The 21,654-nt window shown below is 65.2% G+C and carries 20 protein-coding genes; all 20 read right to left on the reverse strand.

The annotated features are described in order from the left end of the window. The coding region (locus M6689_RS13315; protein ID WP_298272619.1) for a flagellar hook capping FlgD N-terminal domain-containing protein at positions 1-199 on the reverse strand (199 nt) is incomplete at its 3' end. A 21-nt stretch (positions 200-220) separates the two neighbouring features. After that, positions 221-1,702 (reverse strand): flagellar hook-length control protein FliK, encoded by a 1,482-nt coding sequence (locus M6689_RS13320; protein ID WP_298272622.1) that lies wholly within the window; start codon positions 1,700-1,702, stop codon positions 221-223. Positions 1,703-1,852: 150 nt separating this feature from the next. Further along, positions 1,853-2,392 (reverse strand): hypothetical protein, encoded by a 540-nt coding sequence (locus M6689_RS13325; protein ID WP_298272625.1) that lies wholly within the window; start codon positions 2,390-2,392, stop codon positions 1,853-1,855. Further along, positions 2,392-2,835: a flagellar export protein FliJ gene (fliJ, locus tag M6689_RS13330; protein ID WP_298272627.1), complete on the reverse strand. Its 444-nt coding sequence runs from the start codon at positions 2,833-2,835 to the stop codon at positions 2,392-2,394. Before fliJ ends, M6689_RS13325 begins: the two co-directional genes overlap by 1 nt. Positions 2,836-2,895: 60 nt before the next feature. Next, positions 2,896-4,227, reverse strand: coding sequence for a FliI/YscN family ATPase (locus tag M6689_RS13335; protein WP_298272630.1), 1,332 nt, complete (start codon positions 4,225-4,227; stop codon positions 2,896-2,898). Then, positions 4,214-5,110 carry a FliH/SctL family protein gene (locus M6689_RS13340; RefSeq protein WP_298272632.1) on the reverse strand — a complete coding sequence of 299 codons (897 nt, stop codon included), beginning with the start codon at positions 5,108-5,110 and terminating at the stop codon, positions 4,214-4,216. The genes M6689_RS13335 and M6689_RS13340 overlap by 14 nt, the downstream gene beginning before the upstream one ends. Then, complete coding sequence (gene fliG, locus M6689_RS13345; protein ID WP_298272635.1) at positions 5,097-6,089, reverse strand: flagellar motor switch protein FliG; 993 nt, start codon at positions 6,087-6,089, stop codon at positions 5,097-5,099. Before fliG ends, M6689_RS13340 begins: the two co-directional genes overlap by 14 nt. 52 nt (positions 6,090-6,141) lie before the next feature. Next, a complete protein-coding gene (gene fliF / locus M6689_RS13350) occupies positions 6,142-7,725 on the reverse strand; it encodes a flagellar basal-body MS-ring/collar protein FliF (protein ID WP_298272638.1) in 1,584 nt (527 codons plus the stop codon). 124 nt (positions 7,726-7,849) lie between these two features. Then, positions 7,850-8,155, reverse strand: coding sequence for a flagellar hook-basal body complex protein FliE (fliE, locus tag M6689_RS13355; RefSeq protein ID WP_298272641.1), 306 nt, complete (start codon positions 8,153-8,155; stop codon positions 7,850-7,852). Between the two features lie 103 nt (positions 8,156-8,258). Then, positions 8,259-8,699 (reverse strand): flagellar basal body rod protein FlgC, encoded by a 441-nt coding sequence (gene flgC, locus M6689_RS13360; protein ID WP_298272644.1) that lies wholly within the window; start codon positions 8,697-8,699, stop codon positions 8,259-8,261. A gap of 3 nt (positions 8,700-8,702) precedes the next feature. Further along, positions 8,703-9,119 carry a flagellar basal body rod protein FlgB gene (flgB, locus tag M6689_RS13365; RefSeq protein ID WP_298272647.1) on the reverse strand — a complete coding sequence of 139 codons (417 nt, stop codon included), beginning with the start codon at positions 9,117-9,119 and terminating at the stop codon, positions 8,703-8,705. 105 nt (positions 9,120-9,224) lie between these two features. After that, positions 9,225-11,339 (reverse strand): tetratricopeptide repeat protein, encoded by a 2,115-nt coding sequence (locus tag M6689_RS13370; RefSeq protein WP_298272650.1) that lies wholly within the window; start codon positions 11,337-11,339, stop codon positions 9,225-9,227. Between the two features lie 226 nt (positions 11,340-11,565). Further along, positions 11,566-12,630, reverse strand: a complete 1,065-nt coding sequence (locus M6689_RS13375; RefSeq protein WP_298272653.1) for a response regulator — start codon at positions 12,628-12,630, stop codon at positions 11,566-11,568. Positions 12,631-12,646: 16 nt separating this feature from the next. Continuing rightward, on the reverse strand, positions 12,647-13,153 hold the full coding sequence (locus M6689_RS13380) for a chemotaxis protein CheX (protein WP_298272656.1): 507 nt from the start codon (positions 13,151-13,153) through the stop codon (positions 12,647-12,649). After that, on the reverse strand, positions 13,150-13,512 hold the full coding sequence (locus M6689_RS13385) for a response regulator (protein WP_298272658.1): 363 nt from the start codon (positions 13,510-13,512) through the stop codon (positions 13,150-13,152). The genes M6689_RS13380 and M6689_RS13385 overlap by 4 nt, the downstream gene beginning before the upstream one ends. Positions 13,513-13,591: 79 nt before the next feature. Then, positions 13,592-13,801, reverse strand: coding sequence for a hypothetical protein (locus tag M6689_RS13390; protein WP_298272661.1), 210 nt, complete (start codon positions 13,799-13,801; stop codon positions 13,592-13,594). Positions 13,802-13,924: 123 nt separating this feature from the next. After that, on the reverse strand, positions 13,925-14,332 hold the full coding sequence (locus M6689_RS13395; RefSeq protein WP_298272663.1) for a bacteriohemerythrin: 408 nt from the start codon (positions 14,330-14,332) through the stop codon (positions 13,925-13,927). 129 nt (positions 14,333-14,461) lie between these two features. After that, entirely contained in the window at positions 14,462-16,081 is a 1,620-nt protein-coding gene (locus M6689_RS13400) for a methyl-accepting chemotaxis protein (RefSeq protein WP_298272666.1), read from the reverse strand. A gap of 141 nt (positions 16,082-16,222) precedes the next feature. Next, on the reverse strand, positions 16,223-17,872 hold the full coding sequence (locus tag M6689_RS13405) for a methyl-accepting chemotaxis protein (RefSeq protein ID WP_298272669.1): 1,650 nt from the start codon (positions 17,870-17,872) through the stop codon (positions 16,223-16,225). A 127-nt stretch (positions 17,873-17,999) separates the two neighbouring features. Beyond that, complete coding sequence (locus tag M6689_RS13410; RefSeq protein WP_298272672.1) at positions 18,000-21,572, reverse strand: DUF748 domain-containing protein; 3,573 nt, start codon at positions 21,570-21,572, stop codon at positions 18,000-18,002. Positions 21,573-21,654: the final 82 nt, after the last annotated feature.

Genomic DNA, 21,654 nt, shown 5'->3' on the forward strand with positions numbered 1-21,654 from the left:
TGTTGGTGTTGTAGGCCTGCTCCACCTGGGTCAGCTGGGCCAGCTGCGCGATGAACTGCGAACTGTCCTGGGGCTGGAGCGGATCCTGGTTCTGGAGCTGGGTGATGAAGAGCTTCAGGAAGTCGTCCTTGTTGAGCCCGGTGGACTGTTTCATGGCCGCTGCCGCCGCTGTCGTGTCGTTGGTTACACCGCTGATCATTCGTTTACGCACCTCCTTTCGTTAGAATCTGACATCGACGAGGGAGTTGTCCCGCCGGTCGGTGTAGTAGTAGTCCGAAGCCTGGGCCGTGACGATCGTGTCGTCCGTTGCCTGCCCGCCGCCGAAGTAGCTGCGGTAGGCACCCTGGCCGGCCTCCCTCCCCTCGCGGAAGAACTGGTCGAATCCCTGGCCGGTGCCGGTCGATACATCGAAGCCGGACATGGTCAGGTTCTGCCGCGAGAAGTTGTCCTTCAGGGAGTCCAGGTTGTTGAGGAGGATATCCCGCACCTGGCTGCTGGCCGCCAGCACTTCCACCTTCACGTGCTGGTCGACCACCCGGACGTTGATCCGAAGCTCTCCCAACTCCTGCGGATTGAGCCGGACCGTGATCTCGCCGTTCCCCTTTCCTTCGCGGGCCGCGATCCCCTCCTTCACCTGGGCCAGGACACTGTCGTGGAGGGCCTTCGACGGCTCTGACGGTGTCGCGGCTTTGGTCGGGGATGTGCTCTCGAAGCCCCTGGCACCATCCGGGGCGAGGGTGGGAGCTGCGTGGTCCTTGGCCACCACCGGTTCCTTCCGGCTGCCGGAGTCCCGGTTTCCCGCGGACTGCCGTTCACCGGCCTCGTCCTTGACGATGACCTCCACCTCCCGGGGCTTGGCACCCGCCCCGGAAACGGTGTCCCTGGCAGCGGTGGGGGCTTCCCCTTCGGTGCTTTCCGCCGGTGCGGCATGGGTCACGCGGAGCGGATGATCGTCTCCCCGCGGGGTTGGTATCCGGTCGGGGTAGGCGGCGGGGGTCCGAACGACATTCTGTTGCGCGGGGACCGGCGCTTCCCGGTGCGCCGGAATACTCTCCGTCGTCCGGAGTTCCGGCTGTTTGCCGACCCCCTCCGTCTTCGGCGCCGACGTATCGAGCGCCACCCGGAGGACCTCCACGTCGCCCTTGAGTTCCGGCGTCGTCTTTCCGGCCGGCGGTGCCGAAGCTGATGGCGGCGCCGGTTGCGGTGTCCGGGGCTGGACCGATGCCGTCTCCGGGCCGGGGGCCGGGATCGGGACAGCGGTTTTCGCCTCCCCCTCCGGAAGTGCGAGGGGAACCGCCAGGGAAACGGGCATTTCCGTCTTCGGTGCGGCAGCAGCGGCAACGGCCGCAATGGCCGTCCCGGGTGCAGCGGAAGCGACGGGAGGAGCCCCATCCGGAGGCGGCAGGGACGGGAGAGTAACGAGGGGGGACACCAGGGGAGCCTGAGCTGCTTGCGCAACCAGGGCGGCCTGGGTGGCACCGGCCTCGTCGGTGGTACCGGTTTTCGCCTCTTCGGAAGGAGCCGCGGGGGTCGTTTCGGGAAGCGGTGCGGCAGCGTTCGCCTCGACGGGACGGGCAACCAGCCCGGCGAAGAGCGCGGCGAAGAGCGAGGAATCGGCAGCAGGAGCGGCAGGGGCTTCAGATGCGGTACCATTCGGCGGGGTTGCCTGCGGAACGATCTGGAGCAACTGCATGATTTGCATTTCTGTTCACCTCCTTCCTCTGGTGGGATGGAACGCGGAAAAAATCCACGTTCCTGCAACCTATGTGGTTGTCAAAGAGCGAAAATCGAAAAATCTTACCCTATCAGCATCAGGCTTCAGCATACCCTCTCCCTCAGGGAGAGGTGGCTCCTACTTCGCCGCCATGTTCTCCCGGGTCCACTTCAGGGCCCGGTCGGGCTTGATGAGCGGCAGGAGCTTGGTGAGATGGCGCTGGTCCATCTGGTTGAGAATTTCCATGGTCTGCGCCTCGGGGAGCTTGTCGAGGAGGCCGGCCGCCTCCGCGGGTTTGAGGGACATGTAGACCTTGAGCATCTTCTGGAACTCGGCGTTCCGAACCTTCTTCCGGGCGTCCAGGGACTGGTCGAGGGACGCCTTGGCCGCCTCCAGCTCCTTCACCCGTGCGTCGAGGGTGGCGGCCAGGTTCTTGAGCTCCTGCTCCTTGATGGCGAGGGCCGCCTCCCGGGCGGCGAGCTGCTGGCGCCTGATCTCCAGGGCCGCCGTTTCATTCGCGGCCCCTTTGGCACCGGCTGCCGGGAGGTAGGACGCCGGACGCTTCGCCGCGTCGGTCCCCGAGGCATGGGCCTCGTCCGCGGGGGGCGAAGAAAGCGGCGGCGCGAGGAGGAGCGCCCCCGACGCCGCCAGAACCGGTATCCAGAGGGTGAGCCGCATCAGCGGGCGACCTTCTTCTGCACGGCTAGCTCTTCCAGGAATGCCCGCTCCTTCTCGGCCATCTCGCGGCGAAAGGCAAGCATCTGCTTTTCTTTGAGGAGCTCCAGGGCCTTCTTATCCTTGGCGGCATCCAGGAGCACTTCCCGCTTCTCGGTCATCTCCCGCCCGAGGGTGTCGACCTGTAGCCGCTGCAGTTGAATGTCGCTGCTCTTTCTCCGGAAGAAGTCGCCGTACATCTGCAGCTCGCTGGCCATGATCCCCGCCGCCTGCTTGTTGTTGTACTCCACCCGCGCCCGGTCCGCCTCGGCCTCGTGGCGGTCCAGAAGCTCCGTGGCGCTCTCGAACTCGCGCTTGGCGGTGGCAAACTCCACCTTGCGCACCTTCTCGACTTCCTTCCGGTAGTTGAGGACCTGCTGCAGCTGGAATCCGTGCTTGTGCATCATGGCAGTGCTCCGAAAGTCTTCTGTTTCCGCGGGGATTTACACTCACCATCAGGTGTGCAATCAGAGTGCCATCCCCTCGTCGAAGAGATCGCCCAGGGCCTCCACCGCCTGCTCCAGGGAGACCCCGTCATGGATCCCCTGCTTGAGGAAGCCGAGCATCTGCTCCATCTTCGCCATGGCATAGTCGATGGTCGGGTTCGACCCCGGTTTGTAGGCGCCGATGTTGATCAGGTCTTCCGCCTGCCTGTAGGCGGCCAGAAGCTCCTTGAACCGCGAGGCGTGGCCCTGCTGCCCCTTCCCGGTCACGTCCATCATCACCCGCGACGCGCTCCCCAGGACGTCGATGGGGGGATAGATCGAGCGGGCCGCCAGCTCGCGGTTGAGGAGGATGTGGCCGTCGAGGATGCTCCGCATGGCGTCGGAGATCGGCTCGTTGAAGTCGTCTCCTTCCACGAGGACCGTGTAGAGGCCGGTGATGCTTCCGTCGAAGAAGTTGCCGGTCCGCTCCAGCAGTTTGGGGAGCGCCGCGAAGACCGACGGGGTGTACCCCTTGGTGGTCGGCGGCTCGCCGATGGCGAGCCCCACCTCCCGCATCGCCATGGCGAACCGGGTGGCCGAGTCCATCATGAGGAGGACCTTCTTCCCCTGGGCCTGAAAATACTCGGCAATGGTGGTGGCGATGTAGGCGCCGCGCATCCGGACCAGCGGCGGCTGGTCGGAGGTGGCGACCACCACCACCGATTTCTTCAGCCCCTCCTCCTGGAGGTCCTTCTCGATGAACTCCCGCAGTTCCCGTCCCCGCTCGCCGATGAGGGCAATGACGTTCACGTCCGCTTCGGTGTAGCGGGCGATCATCCCGAGCAGTGTCGATTTTCCGACACCGGAGCCGGCCATGATTCCGACACGCTGCCCCTCGCCGCAGGTAAGAAGCCCGTTGATGGCCCGAATGCCGAGGTCGAGGGGGCTTCGGATGGGGCGCCGCTTCATCGGGTTCACCGGGTTGGCGTAGATCGGGTACTCCTCCCGGACCGACAGGGGCCCCCGGTCGTCGATCGGCTCGCCGAGGCCGTCGATGACCCGCCCGAGCAGTCCCGGGCCGACCCCGAGGGATGCCTTCTTCCGCTTCACGGAGATGAGGCTCCCGAGCCCCACCCCCCGCAGCTCGCCAAGCGGCATGAGCAGCGTCTTGTTGTCCCGGAAGCCGACCACCTCGGCCGGGATCGGTTCCCCCTCGTGGGGGTGGACGTGGCAGAGGGTGCCGACCGCCGCGTCGGGGCAGTACCCCTCGATGACGAGCCCCACCACCTGGGTCACCTTGCCGTGGAAGCGGATCGGCCTGACCCCCTCAACGGCGGAGAGATAGCGGGAGAGATCGACCCTATGCAGGGACATGGGGTTTCTCCTCCTCCCCCTTCACCCATTCGCCCGTCCCCATGTAGGGGGGGATGGCGTCATCGGGAAGGGACGAAACCTCTACGGTCGGCTCCGGCCCGGCCGGTGCGGGAGGGGTCTCCACCGGGGCGCTCCGCTCCTCCAGGAGGATGCGGTAGATCTCGTCGATCTGGGCCTCGATCCGGGCGTCGACGGTGCCGGTGGCGGTCTCCACGAGACAGCCGCCGGGACCGACCCCATCGTCAGAAGCGAGGGTGATGGGGGCATCCTCGCCAAGGCCGGCAAGAAACCCCTGCCGGTTGGCGGAGACTACCGCATGGTCCCCGGGGTTGAGCCGGACCACCACCCGGTCGCGCTCGGCGCACCCTCCCACCGCCGCGGCGATGATGGAGGCGAGGACCCCGGGATCCTGGGCGATCTCCTGCTGGACGATCTTGCGGGCGATCATGACGGCAAGCCTGAGGAGATCCTCCTCGCTCTCCTTCAGGACCCGCTGCCGCAGCCCCGTCAAGGCCGCAACCCCCTCGCGCAGCGACTTGAAGACGTTGGCGAGCCCCCGTTCCGCCTGACGGCGCCCCTCCTCCATCCCGTTGTGGTAGACCTCGTCGATCTTCGCCTGGAGCTCCTCCTCCGTCAGGATGATCATCCCCTCCAGATCGGGAACGGCCGCCACCGGCTCCTCCGCCCCGGAAGCCGCAGGAAGGCCCCGGCCGGGGGGAGTCCCCACGAGCCCGAAGGGGACGAAGCCGGAGCCCGAATCTGTCTCCCGCTCCTCCGGAAGAAGCTGCGGCGCCGCGGCGATGGCGGAGAAGCTGTACCCCTGCACCGTCGCGCTCTCCTGCCGGCCGGCCTTGATGATGCGGGCGGTCCTAGACGAGGACATCGTCGCCTCCGCGACCGGCCAGGACCACCTTCCCCTCCTCCTCCAGGCGGCGGACGATCTTGATGATCTCTCCCTGGGCCTTCTCCACGTCGGAGAGGCGGACCGGCCCCATGACCTCCAGGTCCTCCTTGATCATCTCGGCGGCCCGCGAGGAGATGTTGCGGAAGATCTTCTCCTTGATGCTCTCGTCGGCGGTCTTCATGGCCAGGGTCAGGGTGTCGTTGGAGATCTCGCGCATGATCCCCTGGATCGAGCGGTCGTCGAGCTTGAAGATGTCGTCGAAGGTGAAGAGGTGCTTGCGGATCACCTCGGCCAGCGGAGGGCTGATGACGTCGAGCCTGTCGAGGATCTGCTTCTCCCGGCTCCGGTCCAGGTGGTTGAACATGTCGACAACCTTCTCGATGCCGCCCACCTTGTAGCGCTGGACCCCACCCATGGCGGTCAGCTCCCGCTGGATCACCTCGTCGATGTCTTCGAGGATCTCGGGGGAGACCTGGTCGACGTCGGCGATCCGGAGCACCACCTCCGCCTGGAGCTCCTGGGGAAGCATGGAGACGATCTCGCCGGTCTGCTTGGCCCGCAGCTTCGCCAGGATGACGGCGATGGTCTGGGGGTGCTCCTGGGAGAGGAAGTTGGCGATGGTCTTGGCGTCCAGGTTCGCCAGGACGTCGACCATGTCGCCGAAGCTGGAGGTGCTGATCTCCTTGAGGAGAAGCTCCGCCTTCTGGGGTCCCAGGGTCTGCTCCAGGATCTTGCGGACGAACTCCTCCCCCTGGGAGAAGATGCCGGTCTCCGGGTTGGTCATGTTGGTGAATTCCGCCACCACCTCCTGGATGGTCGCATGGGGGACATGGCCGAGCCGAGCCATGCTCCGGGAGATCTTCTTGATCTCGGAGTCGTCCATGTGCTCGAAGACCCCGGCGGTTGCCTCGGGGCCAAGGTAGAGGAGGAGTATGGCAGCCTTATCTGATCCGTCCATGGAATGGGGACCTCGGAAAATGTGGGATGGGGTGATGCCCGGTCATGACCGCTTACTCGTCGTTGGTGCGGAGCCAGTTCTGGAGGATCTGGGCCGCCTGGTACGGCTCTTCCTTCACCTTGGTGATCAGCTCCATCTGCCGGATGGTCTGGTTGCCGATCTGGAGCCGGTGGGCCTCGGCAATCTGATTGAGGGTATCCTCCGCCGTCGGGACCGGCTCGAAGGAGGTCTCCCTGGCCGGCTTGAGGGTCTTCATGAGGGGACGGACCACGAAGAAGAGGAGCGCCAGGAAACCGAAGCCGATGAGGCCGTTCTTGAGGAGCGAGAGGAAGATCGGCGCGTTCCACCACTGCCCCGCCTCGTCGGTGCCACCATCACCCGTATCCTGGAACGGGATGTTGACCACCGTCACCTGGTCGCCGCGGCCGGCGTTGAAGCCGACGGCGCTCTTCACGAGGGCGTCGATCTTCTGGAGCTCGTCGGCGGAACGGGGGGTATACTTCGGCCTGGCCCCCTTGCCGTCCTTGCCGGCGGCGGGGGAAGCGTAGCTGCCGTCCACCAGGATCGCCACCGACACCTTGGAGAGGGTCCCTACCGGCTCGATGGTCCGGGCCGTGGAGCGGCTCACCTCGTAATTCATCGTCTCGTCGCTCTTGCTCCCGTTGTTTCCCGCCGGATTTGCGGCCCCGCCGGGGGTCTTGCCGAGGTTGGTCTGGACGCCGGGGACGCCGGAGGCGCCGGCGCCGCCGCCGAGCTTCTCCTCGCTCCGCTGTTCGCTGCGGACCACGGTATCCGGGTCGTACTTTTCCTCGAACCGCTCCACCTGCCGGAAATCGAAGGTCGCCGAGACCCGCGCCACCGACTTGCCGCTCCCCACCGCCATGTCGAGGAGCGACTGGAGCCGCTCTTCGGTGTTCTTCTCGAAGCTTCGCTGGATCTCCTGCATCGATGCGGTCATCTTGCCGGCGGCATCGGCCGGACCGCTGCGGGAGAGCATCTTCCCCTTGTTGTCGAGCACCGTCACATGCTCCGGGTCCATCCCCTCGATGGCGGAGGAGACGAGGTGGACGATCCCCTGCACCTCGCCGTCGCGCAGCTGCCGGTTCCCCCGCATCTTCAGAATGACCGACGCCGTGGGGGGCTTCTCGTTCTCCTTGAAGAGCGACTTCTCGGGGATCACGAGATGCACCCGGGCCTGCTCGACCCCGGCGATCTGGCCGATGGTGCGGGAGAGCTCCCCCTGGAGCGCCCGCTGGTAGTTGAGTTTCTGCACGAACTCGGTCATGCCGAAGTTTTTCCGGTCGAAGATCTCGAACCCGACCCCGCCCCCCTGGGGCAGGCCGTCGGAAGCCATCGCCAGCCGCAGCTCGTACACCTTTTCGGACGGCACCAGGATCGCCTTGCCGTCGCCGCCGATCTGGTAGGGTACCTTCTGCTCCTTGAGCCTGCGGACGATCTCCCCCGCGTCCTCGCTGGAGAGATTGGTGAAGAGCGGCCGGTAGTCGGTCCGGTTGGCGATCATGATCAGCAGCGCGAAGGCGACGATCGACACCCCCACCACTCCCCCCACGACCCACCGCTTGGCGGGGGGAAGGGCCAGGAACGGCTGCGCCAGTTTTTTCAAACCTTCAGGCATGTATTCTCCGGTTCTTAGTAAGTCCCCCTTTGAAAAAGGGGGATTTAGGGGGATTTTATGCAAAAGCCAAATCCCCCCTGCCCCCCTTTTCCAAAGGGGGGTGAAATCAATCGCTCACCGGCACTTACACCTGCATCCGCATCATTTCGTTGTAGGCATCCACCGCCTTGTTCCGCACCTGGGTCAGGAACTGGAACGAAATCGACGACTTCTCCATGGCGATCATCACCTCGTGGAGCCCCTTGGATTCGCCGGTGGCGAGATCCCGCACGGCGCCGTCGGCCTTCATCTCGAGGTCGTTCACCTTGTTCACGAGCTCGTTGAAAAACTTGCCGGCGTCGGCGGCCAGGGAAGCGGGTTTCGCCTCCGTCGCCCCTCCCGCCGTAAACGCCTTGGTGATGCCGATGCCGCTTTCGATCCCGTTCAACACGTTCGCCTCCCGAAAAATCTCTCAAGTTTTCAGCGGTACTGCCGATACGCTTCAATGAGGGTGCCTGTGCGGCGCCCTTTTTTCGTGTCAAAAAAAATTGCGTCTACTTCGACCCGATCTCCAGGGTCTTCATGGCCATGCTCTTGGCCGCCTGCACCGCGGTCACGTTCGCCTCGTAGGCGCGGGTGGCGGCGATCATGTCCGCCATCTCCTCCACCACGTTGACGTTGGGAAGGGCCACGTACCCCTGGGCATTGGCGTCCGGGTGGGTGGGGTCGTACTGGAGCCGGGGGGGATTCTGGTCTTCGATGATCTGGGTGACCTCCACCCCCTCCGGGGCCCCGCGGCGCATCCGGTCGAAGGCGGAGCGGAAGGTCTCCCCCACCTGGGTGGCGGCGAAGACGGCGTCCTTGCGCTTGTAGGGTCCTCCCTCGGCCGTCTTGGTGGAGTTGGCATTGGCGAGGTTGGAGGAGATGAGGTTCATCCGGGTCCGCTCGGCCGAAAGGGCCGAGGAGCTGATCTGCATCGCGCTGAAGAAGTCCATGGCTTATTGTCCCTTGATCGCGTACTTGAGCATTTCGAATTCCTTGCCGACGAGCTGGACCGACGCGTTGTACATGAGCTGGTTTTCCACCATCCGCGCCATCTCCGCCTCAAGCTCCACCCCGTTGTTGTCCTTCCCCGGCGTGGCCGAGGGGGTTTCGATCACCTTCCCCTCCACCTGCTGCAGGGAGGCACCCTCCCCCTTGAGTGGGATGTGACGCGGGTTGGTGAGCGCCGGGGTCCCCTTCTTCACCTTGAGGGCATCCTTGAGCTCGTCCTCGAAGGAGAGGGAGGTCGGCGTATAGTTGGGGGTCTCGACATTCGCCAGATTGGCGGAGATCATGGTGTGGTTCCTGGCCCGGAGGTCGATGTTCTTGGCCAGCAGGTCCACGGTGGTTCCGAATATGCTGTCGATCGGCATTGCCCTCTCCTCCTTCCCTCCGCACAGGCTGGTCCAGCAAAAGCCGTACCAGAATGCAGTGAGACGTTAGACGTGAGACGTAAAACGTAAAACACTTCTCACGTCTCACCTAAGCTTCACCTTCCCGGCGAGGCTGCGCTGCAGCTCGATGTCGGCAAGGGACTGGGCCGCCATTTTCCGCCATTCCGGGTCCTTCGTCTCCCCCTCCACGCTCTTCAGGTAGCGTGCCGCCTCGTCGTAGCGCCCCGCGGCACGGGCCACCTCCCCCATCTTGTAGAGGAACGGGGCCTTCTCCCCGGCGGGGGCCGCCTCGCTCCCGGCCCGCAGAGAGGCGAGCCCCCCCTTGCGGTCCCCCCGGGCGAGCCGCGCGACGGCAACCAGATAATAAGCGTCGGGGACGAGTTCCGTCCCCCCTCCCCGCTGTCGGCTTTCCGTCAGGAAGAGGGTCATGGCCCGTTCCGCGTCCTTGTGACGGCCGTTGGCATCCAGGGCCTTGCCGAGGTAGTAGAGGCTCTCCACCGACTCGGGGCGCTGCTTCCCGGCGAGGAAGCCGGCGAGCCGCGCCACCACCCGGGACATCTCGCCGCGCTGGTATTCCTGCGCCGCCAGCTGTTCGCGGAAGCCAAGCGCCGCCGGATGGGACGGGAAGCGGCGCAGGAAGTCCGCCACCCCCTTCTCGAACAGGGGAAGATCGCCGAGCCGCTGGGCGTCGTCGATGATACGCCGGTAGAGCTCGGGGGCGCTGCCGGCGCTCCACTCCTTGTCGGCAAGCCAGGCGAAGAGAGTCGCCTCGTCCCTCGTCCGCTCCCCGGCCGCAAAGGCGTCGGAAAGCCTTTTGACGAAGGGGGGGTCCGCCAGGCAGCGCGCCAGGTACTCCTTGTTCTCCTGGGCGAGCCTGATGAGCCCCTCGTCATCCTTGTCGCGGGCCACCTCCCGCCAGAGGGGGACGAGGAGCTCCTCCCGCATGCCGCGGGCAATGCCGGCATAGACCCCCCGGGGAAACTTCCTGCCGTACTCGCGGACCAGGTCGAAGGCCCCGGCGGCGTCGCCGTAGAGCGACATCAGGAGCGCCGCCTTGAAGAGCCCCTCCTCCCTCAGCCCGAAGTCGCCGCCGTGCTGAGAGATATCGAGATATTCCGCCACCAGGGGTTCGAAGGTCGCCGGGTCCATGGTCACGAGCCGCCGGTCGGCAAGCTTCATCCGGGCCTGCCAGAACGCCTTGCTGCCGGGGAAGTTTTCGGCGACGCTCCGGTAGATGGCCTCGGCATGCAGCTCGCGCCCCTGGCGGGCCAGGATGTCGGCGAGCCGGACGAGGAGCATCGGGGCGTAGGCCTTGTCGGCCAGCCCGTCGATGAGACGCGCCATCATCCGGCGCCCCCCGTCGAGATCGCCGCTGCGGGCGATGCTGTCGGCGCAGGCGAAGGTGGTGCCGGGCGAGTGTTGGAGAAAATCGGGAAGGATCCGCTCCCCCTCCCGGAAATCCCTGAGGGCTTCGCCGTACTTCTGGAGCATGTAGCGGGCCTCCCCGAGCCGGAACAGGGCGAGTCCCCGAACGGGGGTATCCCGGAGGGCGAGGGGGGCGAAGATCTCCTCGGCCGCTCCCCCCTGCCCCTGGTAGAGGGCCGCCTCGCCGGCAAGGATCTGGGCCGCGAGGTCTGGAGGGACGATCTTCTCCAGCTGCCGGCGGTCGGTGGGAACGAAGGGGATGCCGGAGTGCACCGGGGGGTCGAAGCGGGTGAGGAGCTGTTCGACGCCGGCCCGGATCCCCTCGCGCCCCTCCGCCAGGGGGGAGTGGCGCCGGGGGGCGAGGGGATCCCCGACGTCGATGGTGAGGACGTCGGAGTCGTCGGGGGAAAGGATCCTGACCCCGAGCGGATTTCCCCTGACCGCCACGGTGACGATGAGGTCCCCGCGCCGCTGCGACACCGTCACCCCCCCCACGTGGGGATCGCTGTAGGAGCGAAGCCGCTTCCACCGCCTCCCGTCGGTATCCCGCAGCGCAACCCGCACCCGGTTCCCCGGCAGGGAGGAAACGGCATACTCCGGCTGCCGCTCGAGCTTCAGCGCGAGACGGGTGAAGCCCTGCCGCTGGCGGACGTCGATCCGGTAGAGGTGGTTTGCCTCCTTCCCCCAGGCCGGAGAGGCAACGAAAAGCGCCAGGACCAGCGCCGGGATCTGCCACGGGAACCGTGTCCGGTCCCGGCTCGTGTCGTCATTCACCATGTCACACCTTTGCGCGTCGAAGTTGCCCGGCGGCCCATCAGCAGGGCGCCGGCGCGGAAGGGATGCTCCCCTTCGGTACAGGGCAAAAGCCGTGCCGGAATGTGCAGCAGAGAAGGTCGTGATATCGGCAGGTTACAATGTAGAAACGGGGAGGACGGGACAGGGAGTCAAAAGAGGAGGGTAGAAGTCAATTTCCTGACTTGAATAAAGTGATGATGTGAACTCATGCCGCCGAGAGGAACTTCTCCACCTTGGCCAGCACCTCGTCGGGGCGGTACGGCTTGACGATGATGTCGCGCGCACCGTACTTGACCGCCTTGAGCACGGCGGAGCGGGTCCACTCCCGGGCGCACATGATGATGGGGAGGCGCTCCCCCTGGGCGATCGCCTTGATCTTGATGCAGACCGCCATGTCCCGGTCGTCGCCGTTGTGGATGCCGAGCACCACGAGCCGAACCCCCCCCTGAGAGACGATCTCCCGGATGTCGGCGTCGAGCCCCGCCTCCACCGGTTCGAATCCCCGCTCCTGGAGCAGCTCCCGAACCAGCTGGCGGTCGCCGGCATCGTCCTCCAGGATGAGGACCCTGGGGGGTCCGTCGTCCGGGGGGGCGGGTTCCCCCTCCCCGGCGTCCGCGGCGGCGTCCGTCCCGGCAGTATCGGGCTGCTCCTCCGTCGCCGGCTCCTCCTGGGCCGGGGCTTCCGGCTCCCGAAGGGGAGGATCGAAGAGCTCGGCCAGGGTGCGGGGGATCAGGATATCGAGATTCCCCATCTCCATCCCGGGAAGCTCCATCCTTGCGCGAAAGAGGAGGTACTCGCCGTCGGGGACCGGCTCCGTCTCGGTGAGCGCGGTCTCTTCCGGGATGAACTTCCGGGGGGGGACAACCTTCAGGTGGACCTTGTTGGCAAAGGCGGGCTGGAAGACCGAGTTGAACGAGCCGACCAGCTGGTTGATGATCTCGGCGAAGGCGTCGGCGTCGTCGTTTTCCATGATGGCGAGACGGCGCTTTTCATTGATCCGGGCGGGGGGGATGCCGAGGAGAAAGCTGCTGAGGCAGATGGCGTCCCGCAGGCCGAAAACGGCGAAGAACTTTCCCCCATATTCGCCGCTGGCGGTAATCTCGGCCACGAAGCAGACATCGTCCAGGTCTGAAAAGTAGGTCTGCCGGTTGGTGCCGATCAGATCGGCGGCGGCGATGACCAGTTCCTGCCCCAGGAGCATCCCGCTGTCCTGGGCGGTCTGTTTGAGGGCGTTGTCAACAACGGAGGCGAGGGTGGCGAAACCTTCCATGGTCCGGGGCGTGCTCCTAGGCTTCTTTCTTCAGTTTCAGCCCCACGAGGAAGCGCTCTCCCTCGTTGACGAAGGGGATGATGACGCAGTCGCTGTCGGCCATGGCGTTGATGGTGTATTCCTCGCCGGAGATGACGGTGGGGACCGAGAGATGGAGGTCGAGCCCCCCCTTGGAGAGGATCATCTTCACGTAGCCGCCGAGCATGTTGGAGATCTCGCCGAGGGCGTCGTTCACATCCTCCCCGACCTCTTCCACCTCCATGCCGAGCATGCTGGATGTTATCCGCAGGGCAAACTGCCGGGGGCAGTGGATCGAAAGAATGCCGGTATAGGTCCCCGCCAGGCCGACCATGCCGGTGACGCTGCAGTGGAATTTCGTGATCGGCTCCCGGAGCGGATACTGATCCTCCAGCTCCATCATCACCATGGTCCCGAACACTTCCTTGGTGGCGCCGATGATGTAGCCGGCAATCTCTTCCTCGGTAAGCCTGGTCGCTTCGGCCACCCCGGTATTGAGGGTCATAGGAGGCCTCCGAGCTTCTCGTTGAGCTGGTCGGGGGTAAAGGGCTTCTTGATGCTGTCGCTGGCGCCGTTTTCCAGCGCCTGCTTCAGGATCTCCTCTCCCCCCTCGGTGGTGATCATGACGATCGGGGCCTTGCAGCCGTTGGCCCGGGCCTGCTTGATGAACTCCAGGCCGTCCATGTTCGGCATGTTGATGTCGGAGAGGATCAGGTCGACACCCTTGCCCGACAGGACATTGAGCCCCTCGATGCCGTCTCCCGCCTCGAAAATCTCATCAACCGGAAGCCCCGCCTGCCGGAGGGAGCGGGAAATGATCTTCCTCATGGTTGAAGAGTCGTCCACAATCAATACGTTGGCCATGCCTTTCCTCCCTGTCTCTTCTGAGTGCGTCGTATCCGGATGTTCCGGTTCCAAGAGCCGGAAAATTGAACCGTTTCGGTCAGCAGATCCCTGCGGAGCGGATGAGACGCTCCAGCGCGGCGGTGGCCCGAACCGCCCTGCCGGCCTCCCGGCGGGGCGCGGCGGCCGGCCGGCCGTGGGCAACGGAGCCGATGAGCAGTTCCAGGGCCAGGAGGTTGGCGGCGTCGACCGCTTCTTCCGCCGCGCTGAACACGGCTTTCATCTCCTCGGAGCTCCGAACCTGTTCCATCTCCCGCCTTTCCCGTCCGGAACACCCCGGACATCCGAGCGCCTTGCACGGTCCGTTCCATCGCGCGAACAGGAGCCTGTCGGACTTAGGGAAGATTCATTCCTAAGTCCGACAGGCTCCTGGCTACACCACCCCTTTGCCGTTGAAGAAGACGCCGTATTTGCGGTCGTCTCCCTGGATATGCCCGGAGAGCCAGTCCCGCAGAAAGGTCATGACGTTCTGGGTAAGGACCGCCTTTCCCTCCTGGAACTGCTTCTGGAGGTCGAGGACCTGCATGACGAGGGCGTTGTGCTCCTTCTTGTGGGCCTCGAAGTCGGGATAGGCGTACTGCTTCATCAGCCGCTCCTCGGCGGCGAAGTGGGTCTGGGTATAGGCGATGAGCTGTCTGAGGATGTCTCCCAGCACCTGGCTCCCCTTGCCGCCCTTCATGGCATCGAAAAGCTGGTTCACCATGTCGACGAGCTTCTTGTGCTGGTCATCGAACTGTTTCACCTTCACGCTCAGGCTGTCGTTCCACGTAATCAGTGCCATGCCGTTTCTCCTCGTTTCGCGTGGTAATGTCCCGCTTCTCCTGAGTTATTCGGCACCGGACCCGAAAACTTTAGGGCAAAACGGAAACCGGCATCGGGAAATACCCGAGGGCTTGCGCCGCGGGTTGCGTCAGGCGGCCAGCTTGAAGCGCGAAACGAGCCCCTTCAGCTCCTCCGCCAGCTGCGCGAGGCCGCCGGCGGCCTCGGCCGAATCGCTCGCCCCCTTGGCGGTGGTCTGGATGATGTCGGATATCTGGACGATGCCCGTGCTGATCTCGGCGGTGGTCCGGGTCTGCTCGTCGGCGGCCGTCGCGATCTGGTTCACTTGGGAGTTGAGGGTGTCGAACTGCTCCAGGATCTGCCGCAGCGCCTCCCCGGAGCGGCTCGCCTCCCCGGTCCCCCGCGCCACCTCCTTCACCCCCTGCTCCATGGCGCTCACCGCCTCGCGGGTCTCGGACTGGATGCTCTTGATCATCTGGGAGATCTCCCTGGTGGCCCGGGAGGTCCGTTCGGCCAAGGCACGGACCTCGTCGGCCACCACCGCGAACCCCCGCCCCTGCTCCCCGGCCCGGGCGGCCTCGATGGCGGCGTTGAGCGCCAGGAGGTTGGTCTGATCGGCAATATCCTCGATGGTGGAGATGATGGCGCCGATCTGGTCCCCCCGGGCGCCGAGGCTCTCCACCGTCTGCGCCGAATCCCTGACCCGTTCGGCGATCCTCCCCATGACTGCGATGGTCTCGTCCACCACCGTGACGCCGGTGCGGGCCGATTCGTTGGCGCAATGGGAGCTCTCCGCCACGGTGGCGCAATTGCCGGCGATCTCGTAGGTGCTGGCCGCCAGCTCCTCGCTGGCCGTCGAGGCGGCATTGGCCTGGGTTACCGCCGTCTCGGCCCCGCGGGCCATCTGCTCGGCGGTGGCCTGGAGCTGGAAGGAGGCCGACGCCACCTGGAGGGTGCTCTGGGAGACCTGGTAGATGATGGCGTGGAGCTTCTCGACAAAATTGTTGAAGCAGCGCGCCAGCTCGCCGAACTCGTCGCGCCGGGAGAGCTCGATCCGCTTGGTCAGGTCCCCGTCGCCGTCGGCGATGTCGTGGAGCCGGCCGATGACCGTCCGCAACGAGGTGGTGATGGAAAGCGAGATGGCGAAGAGGCAGCCGATGAGAATGGCGGCGACGGTGAAGATCGTCGCCAGGATCCGGACACGGATGGCGCCGAGAACCCTCTCCAGCTCAGCGCTCTCCGCCTTGTAGACGGCGGAGGCCTGCTTCGGGATGTAGTTGTCGAGAAGGGGCTCGAAATCGTTGAGGATGTCCCGAAGCTCTTCCCGGTCCTCCACCAGGGAGGGGTCCTGGAAATTGCTCGTCTGCGCCTTGGCCGCCAGGGCCTCGAACTGGGTGACGTACTGCTTGGCGAGGGAGCGCGCCTTGTCGGCCCACCCCTTGACCTTCGGGTCGTCCGAACCCTTCACGATGGTATCGAGATGACCGTTCACCTGCTCCACCGCCTGTCGGACCCTGGGGACCCATTTCTCCTGCCTGCGGTCGAAGAACTCCCCCTCGAACTCCCGCGCCTTGAGCATGGCGATGTTGCCGCGCAGGGCGGTGTTGTTGACCATCGTAATCCGTTCCATGAGCTCCTGCTGGCGATGCACCCGGCCGAAGCCGTTCACCAGGAAGACGATGATCACCGCCATCCCGACGCAGGTAAGCCCCAGGGTCAACCCCATTTTCTGCCTGATCGTGAACTGCATCTCTCCACTCCTTCCCTACAGCTGCCGTATTCGCAATGCGGACTGCACCTGCCAAAAAACCGTACCGGCACGACAAAAAAATGGCCGGAAACTACCCGGCCATGGCATAACAATCGCAATATCAATATATTAACAATTGCTTCAGCCGGCCAGCCGGAACCTTCCCACGAGCTTTTGCAAATCCTCCGCCAAAACGGCGAGTTGAGCCGCGGCGGCGGCCGACTCCTGCGCCCCCCGGGCCGTATCGTGGGCCGCGTCGGTGATGGTCTGGATACTGCCGCTGATCTCGGTGGTGGTGGAGGTCTGCTGCTCGGCCGCCGTGGCGATCTGGTTGATCTGCATGGTGACGCTGCCGATCTGGTCGAGGATGTCGCGCAGCGCGTCGCCGGAACGGGCCGCCTCGCTGGTCCCCCGTTCCACCTCGTGGACCCCCTCTTCCATGGAGGCGACGGCACCACGGGTCTCCGCCTGGATCGCCTTGATCATCTGGGAGATTTCCTTGGTCGCCTTGGTGGTCCGCTCGGCAAGGGCCCGCACCTCGTCGGCCACCACCGCGAAGCCCCGCCCCTGCTCACCGGCCCGGGCCGCCTCGATGGCGGCGTTGAGCGCCAGGAGGTTCGTCTGGTCGGCGATGTCCTGGATGGTGCCGACGATCTCGCCGATCTGGTCGGAACGGGAGCCGAGAGACTCCACGGTGCGGGCCGATTCGTTGACCCGCTGGGCGATGAGCCCCATGAGCTCCACGGTCTTGCCGACCACGGCGGAGCCGGCCTGGGCCGAGTCGCTGGCGCTGCGGGCGCTCTCGGCGGCCATCATGCAGTTCTGGGCGATTTCCGCCGAGGTGGCGGCCATCTCCTCCCCCGCCGTGGCAACGGTGCCGGCCTGGGAAGCGACCTCTTCCGCGCCGTTGGCGGTCTGGATCGATGCGGCAGAAAGCTGGGTGGCGGCAGCGGCGACATGGTCGGCGCTTCCCCGCAGCTTGGCGATAACGGAGCCGAAGGTATCGGCCATCTGATTGAAGGAGCGTCCGATCGCCCCCAGTTCGTCGTCGGAGGTGACGCTGCTCCGGGCGGTGAGGTCGCCGGCGGCGATGGCGGTGGAGGCGTCGGCCAGCCCCCGGGCGCTCCGGACGAGAGAGCGGACGATGAGGATACTCACGACCACGCCGACGCCGATTCCCAGCAGCAGGGCGGCGACGGTGAGGGCCCGGACGGTGCGGTAGCGGCTCACGGCCTGCTCGAAGTTCCGGCGGGCGCTCTCCGACTCGTTCCCAAGGAGCTTTTCCATCGCCTCGTTGGCGGGGTCGAAGGTAGGGTTGATCGCCTTGAGGGTCAACCGCACCGCCTCGTTGAAGTTGCCGGCGAGGAGCTCCTCCCGGGTCGGCAGCAGCCCTTCCTTGACGAAGCGCTCCCTTTTGTCGGCGAAATCGGCGGCCAGTTTCTGCTCCTCGGGGGACCGCGGGATCTTGACGTAGTCGCTCCAGAGCCGGCTGATCTCCTCGATGTTCTGCATCACCCTGTCGGTATGCATGGCGAGGGGATGGTCGTGCAGCTTGTTGTATTCCGACTGCGGGTCGTGCTGGAGCGCCAGCAGGAGCTGCACCCGGTTGTCGCGCATGAGCCCCACGATCTTCCCGAGGATTTCGGTGCTCTTGAGGTTCTCCCTGTAGGTCAGCTCCAGGGCCTCGTCGGCGTTGTTCATCCCGCTCAGCCCGAGCCACCCCACCGTCACCAGAAGCAGCGTCAGCACCGTCACCATCATGATCAGCTTCGCCTTGATAGTCAGCCTCATCCCTCTTTCTCCTCTCGCCGCACAAATCTCCAACGACCGCCCCGCAACCAGGGGGATGTTTAAAATCTTTTCGTCATTTTCCCGCAGAACTTGATAAAGTTTTTCAACTTTTCAGGAGATATTTCTGTCACTCCACCGCCGCGCCGAACTCCACCCGGCTTGCCGGCATATCCTCGCGGGGGGCCTTGAAGATATCCTCCGCCTTGAGGAAGAGGCGCGAAGGCTCCACCTTCCCCCGCTCCGCGAGGAAGGCCTTCACCGCCGCCGCCCGCTCGTTGGCCAGCCCCCGCAGCTCCGTATCCCCCGCCACCGTGTTGGCGAGGATCAGCTTCCTCATCTCCTCGACGGGAAGATCCTTTACCAGACCGAGGAAGTTGCGTGGTTTGGGAAACTTCTCCTTCCGGTAGACCGCCTTGAGCAGCCGCGACTGCTCGGACGGCTCGATGGTCACCTTCTCGGCGGTTTCCCCGGGGCGGTTCCGCTTCTCCTTTACGAGCTCCAGAAATTTCTCCTCCTTCATCTTCCTCATCAGTGACTCGACACGGTACCCTTCGGGGTCGCGCTCGCGGTCGACGTACCCCTTGATGTCTACCTTCAGTGACGGCCGGTCGTTGATGGCCTGGGCCAGTTTGGCGAGTTTCTCCTGTTCAGGGGGGGCCAGGGTGGCCGAACCGGGAGCGAAGCGGACAGCGCTGAAATCCTCCTTCCCGCCGAAGGCCGCCTCCAGCAGCGCGAAGGGGGAGGTGGCGGCCTTCACGAGGAGGTTCTTGAGGATCTTCAGGATCACGCGCCAGACACTGAACTGCGGGTCGTCGGTCCGGCCGGTGACCGGCAGGTCCAGGTGGATTTCCCCCTTGCGGTCCTTGAGGAGCGCCACGGCGAGCCGCACCGGGAGCGAGGTAGCCTTGTCGCTCTCGATCTTCCTGCCGAAGGTGAGCTGGTCGATAAATACCTTGTTCTCGGAATTGAGCTGCTTGTTCTCGATCTTGTACTTGAGGTCGAGATTGAGTTTCCCCTTGTCGACCGCGTAGCCGAGGAAGGTTCCCGAGTAGGGGGTGAACGGGGTGAGCTCGATGTCGGTGAAGCTCACCTTGATGTCGGCAAAGAGGCTGTCGCGCAGCGGGTTGATTTTTCCGGTGATCTGAAGCGGCGAACTGTTCTCAAGGTTCCCCCGCAGGTCGATGTCGGCGAAGCGGTTCTCCTCCGACGAGAGGCCGCTGATCCGGCCTCCCAGATTGTAGAGGGTCGTGTCGTACTCCTGCTTCAGGTGCCGGTCGGTGAAGTTGACGGTCCCGTCCTGGAGGGTCACGGTGCTGATGACGATGCGGGCCTTCCGCCGCGGCGCCCCGGACACCTTCTCGGGAGCAGGAGCCGCTTCCTGCTGCTCCTTCCCCTTCGTCCCCTGGTCGTCGGTTTTTTCAGCGGCGTAGATCTTCTGGAGATTGAGGCGCCCGTCATCCTCGATGATGATCCGGGAGTAGAATTTCGCGAGCGCCACGTCGTCGATCTTCAGGGAGAAGGGATCGAGAGTTCCCGCCACCTTGTCGAGCTGGAGGCTCTCCCAGTTGAGGAGATCCTCGGCGTTGGCGTCAAGGCACTGGAACGACCGGACCCCGAGAGAGCCGGCAAAGGTGCCGCCGAGGCGGTCGCCCCGCTTCGCCAGGGAGTAGGTCAGGCGGGTATCGAGAAAACCGCCGGCCAGGATCGCGTTGACCCCCTCCGGAAGGTAGGCATCGAAGTCGATGAGGGGAATCCGCCGCAGAGCTGCGGTTCCCTTCATCGCCAGAGAAGCGGGGTTGAAGCTTCCCGACGCGCTGAAGGCCCCCCCTCCTTTCCCGTAGGCCGCCGTCAGGCGGAAGGGGATCGGTTCCTGTTTCGGTCCGGCAATGTTCTTCAGGTCGAACCCGATCCGCCGGAGGTTGAAGGAAGGGTTGCCAACCATCTTGCGGTCGGTGAAGGTGACGGCGAGGCCGCTCCCGGAGACCGTCCCAACCCGGTAGCGGAGCGGCGGAGACTCCTTCTTCAAAGCTGGTTCCCCTTTCCCCTTCTTCACCCCGCCTCCCTTCTTCAGAAGCAAGAGGGGGGAGAGGTTCCCCTTCCCGTCCCTGGAAAAGCGGATATCTCCCCCGGAGAGCGAGACCGTGGAGAGCTCGGCCAGGTTCTCCTTCTGGCTGTAGCGCCCCCCCTCCAGGTCGAGACGGGAGAGGCGAGCGGCCTCGCCGAGGCCGAAGGGGGCCGACAGGTCGCGGAGCCGCACCGTGACCTTCTCGGCAGAGAGGAGACGATCGGCATAGGCGACCTCGGCCGTGCAGCCGAGGATCCCCTTGACCGGGGCCGTGAGCACGCCGGCCAGATACGGGTAGTAGCCGTCGAGGGGAATGTCCCCGAGGTCGACGGTCGCGGTGGCCGCCAGGGGCTCCAGGGAGACCCCGCCGGCAACGCTTCCGGTTTCGCCCCGCGCCGTGGCGAAGGCGAGGCGGTACCGGGCCGGCGGGTTCGAGGGACGGGTCGTTACCCCGGTCATCTCAAAGGAGATATCCCGCACCTCGGTCCGGAATCCCCCCGGGGGGAGGGCGTCGTCCACCATGATGCGACCGTTCGAGAGCTTCACCTGCGCCACGTCGACAAGTGGTTTCTTTTCCGGCTTGCCGGCCGGAGGGGGGCCCTTCTCCTCCCCGGGCTTCTCCGCAGACTTTTTCCCGGCAAGGCTCACCACGTTCCATTGGCCGGAGCGGTCGCGGGAGAGATGGAACACCGGCCCATCCAGAACGACCGACGAAAGGGAGAACTCCCGGGCGAGCACCGAGGCCCGGGCGATGGACACGTCGAACCGGCCGAGGGAAACGAGGGGGGTGCCATCCCGGTCGGCGACCCGCAGGCCGGCAACGGAAATGGCGCCGCGGAGATCGAATTCCGGTTTCCGCTCGGCCCAGGTCCGGTAGGTGGCCTCGATCCGCACGTCGCCCTTCCCCCGCTCCACCCGCACCGGAAGCTTCGCCGGGAGATAGGCGAGGTAATAGGGGATGTCCACCTCCTTCAGATTGACGCTGAACGAATACTCGGCAGCCGCGGCGAAGGGGCGGAGTTTCCCTTCCAGTACCAGGGGGGAACCGTTCACCACCGCCCTGAAGCGGGGGTCGATGTAGCGGTCGGCATAGTAGGGGATCGTGCTGACGAACGGTACCCCAAGCTCGATCCCGCGCACCTGGTGCCGCTTCTCGGCGGGGAGTCCACGATCGACGAAATCGATGGCGCCGTTGGCGATGGCAAGATTATTGAGGGAGAACTCGAACCGCCCTTCTTCCTTCTTCGGCGCCCCTTTCCGTTCGAGGAGGTCGGAGAAGTTGTAGGTATTGGGAGCGGTCCTGACGATGTGGAGGTAGGGGGAGGAGAGGCGGGCCTCCCGCACGATCGGCGCTGCGCGGAAGACCGTCTTGGGACTTACGGCGAGCCGGACATTTGAGAACGATGCGAAGGTCGTCGTTCCGTCGCGCTCGGTGAGGCGCACACCACGCACCTCGACCGTCCAGGTGAAGGGGTTGATGGCAATGGCACCGATGGCGAGCTTTCGCCCCGTGGCCTCCTCCACCGCCCGGATGGTGCGCCCCTTCACGATTTCCGGCAGGATGAAGGCGGTGAATCCCGCCAGAAGAACGAGAAATGCCCCGACCCCGATTGCCGCCTTGTGCCACCGTTTCATGGTTGTCTCCCGCTGCACGGAAATCCACCGACAGAGACAATTGTGGCAGAAAGGAGGGGCGTGTCAAAAGGCGGCCGCGCTG

Source organism: Geobacter sp. (genome assembly GCF_027327745.1).
Lineage (GTDB): Bacteria > Desulfobacterota > Desulfuromonadia > Geobacterales > Geobacteraceae > Geobacter.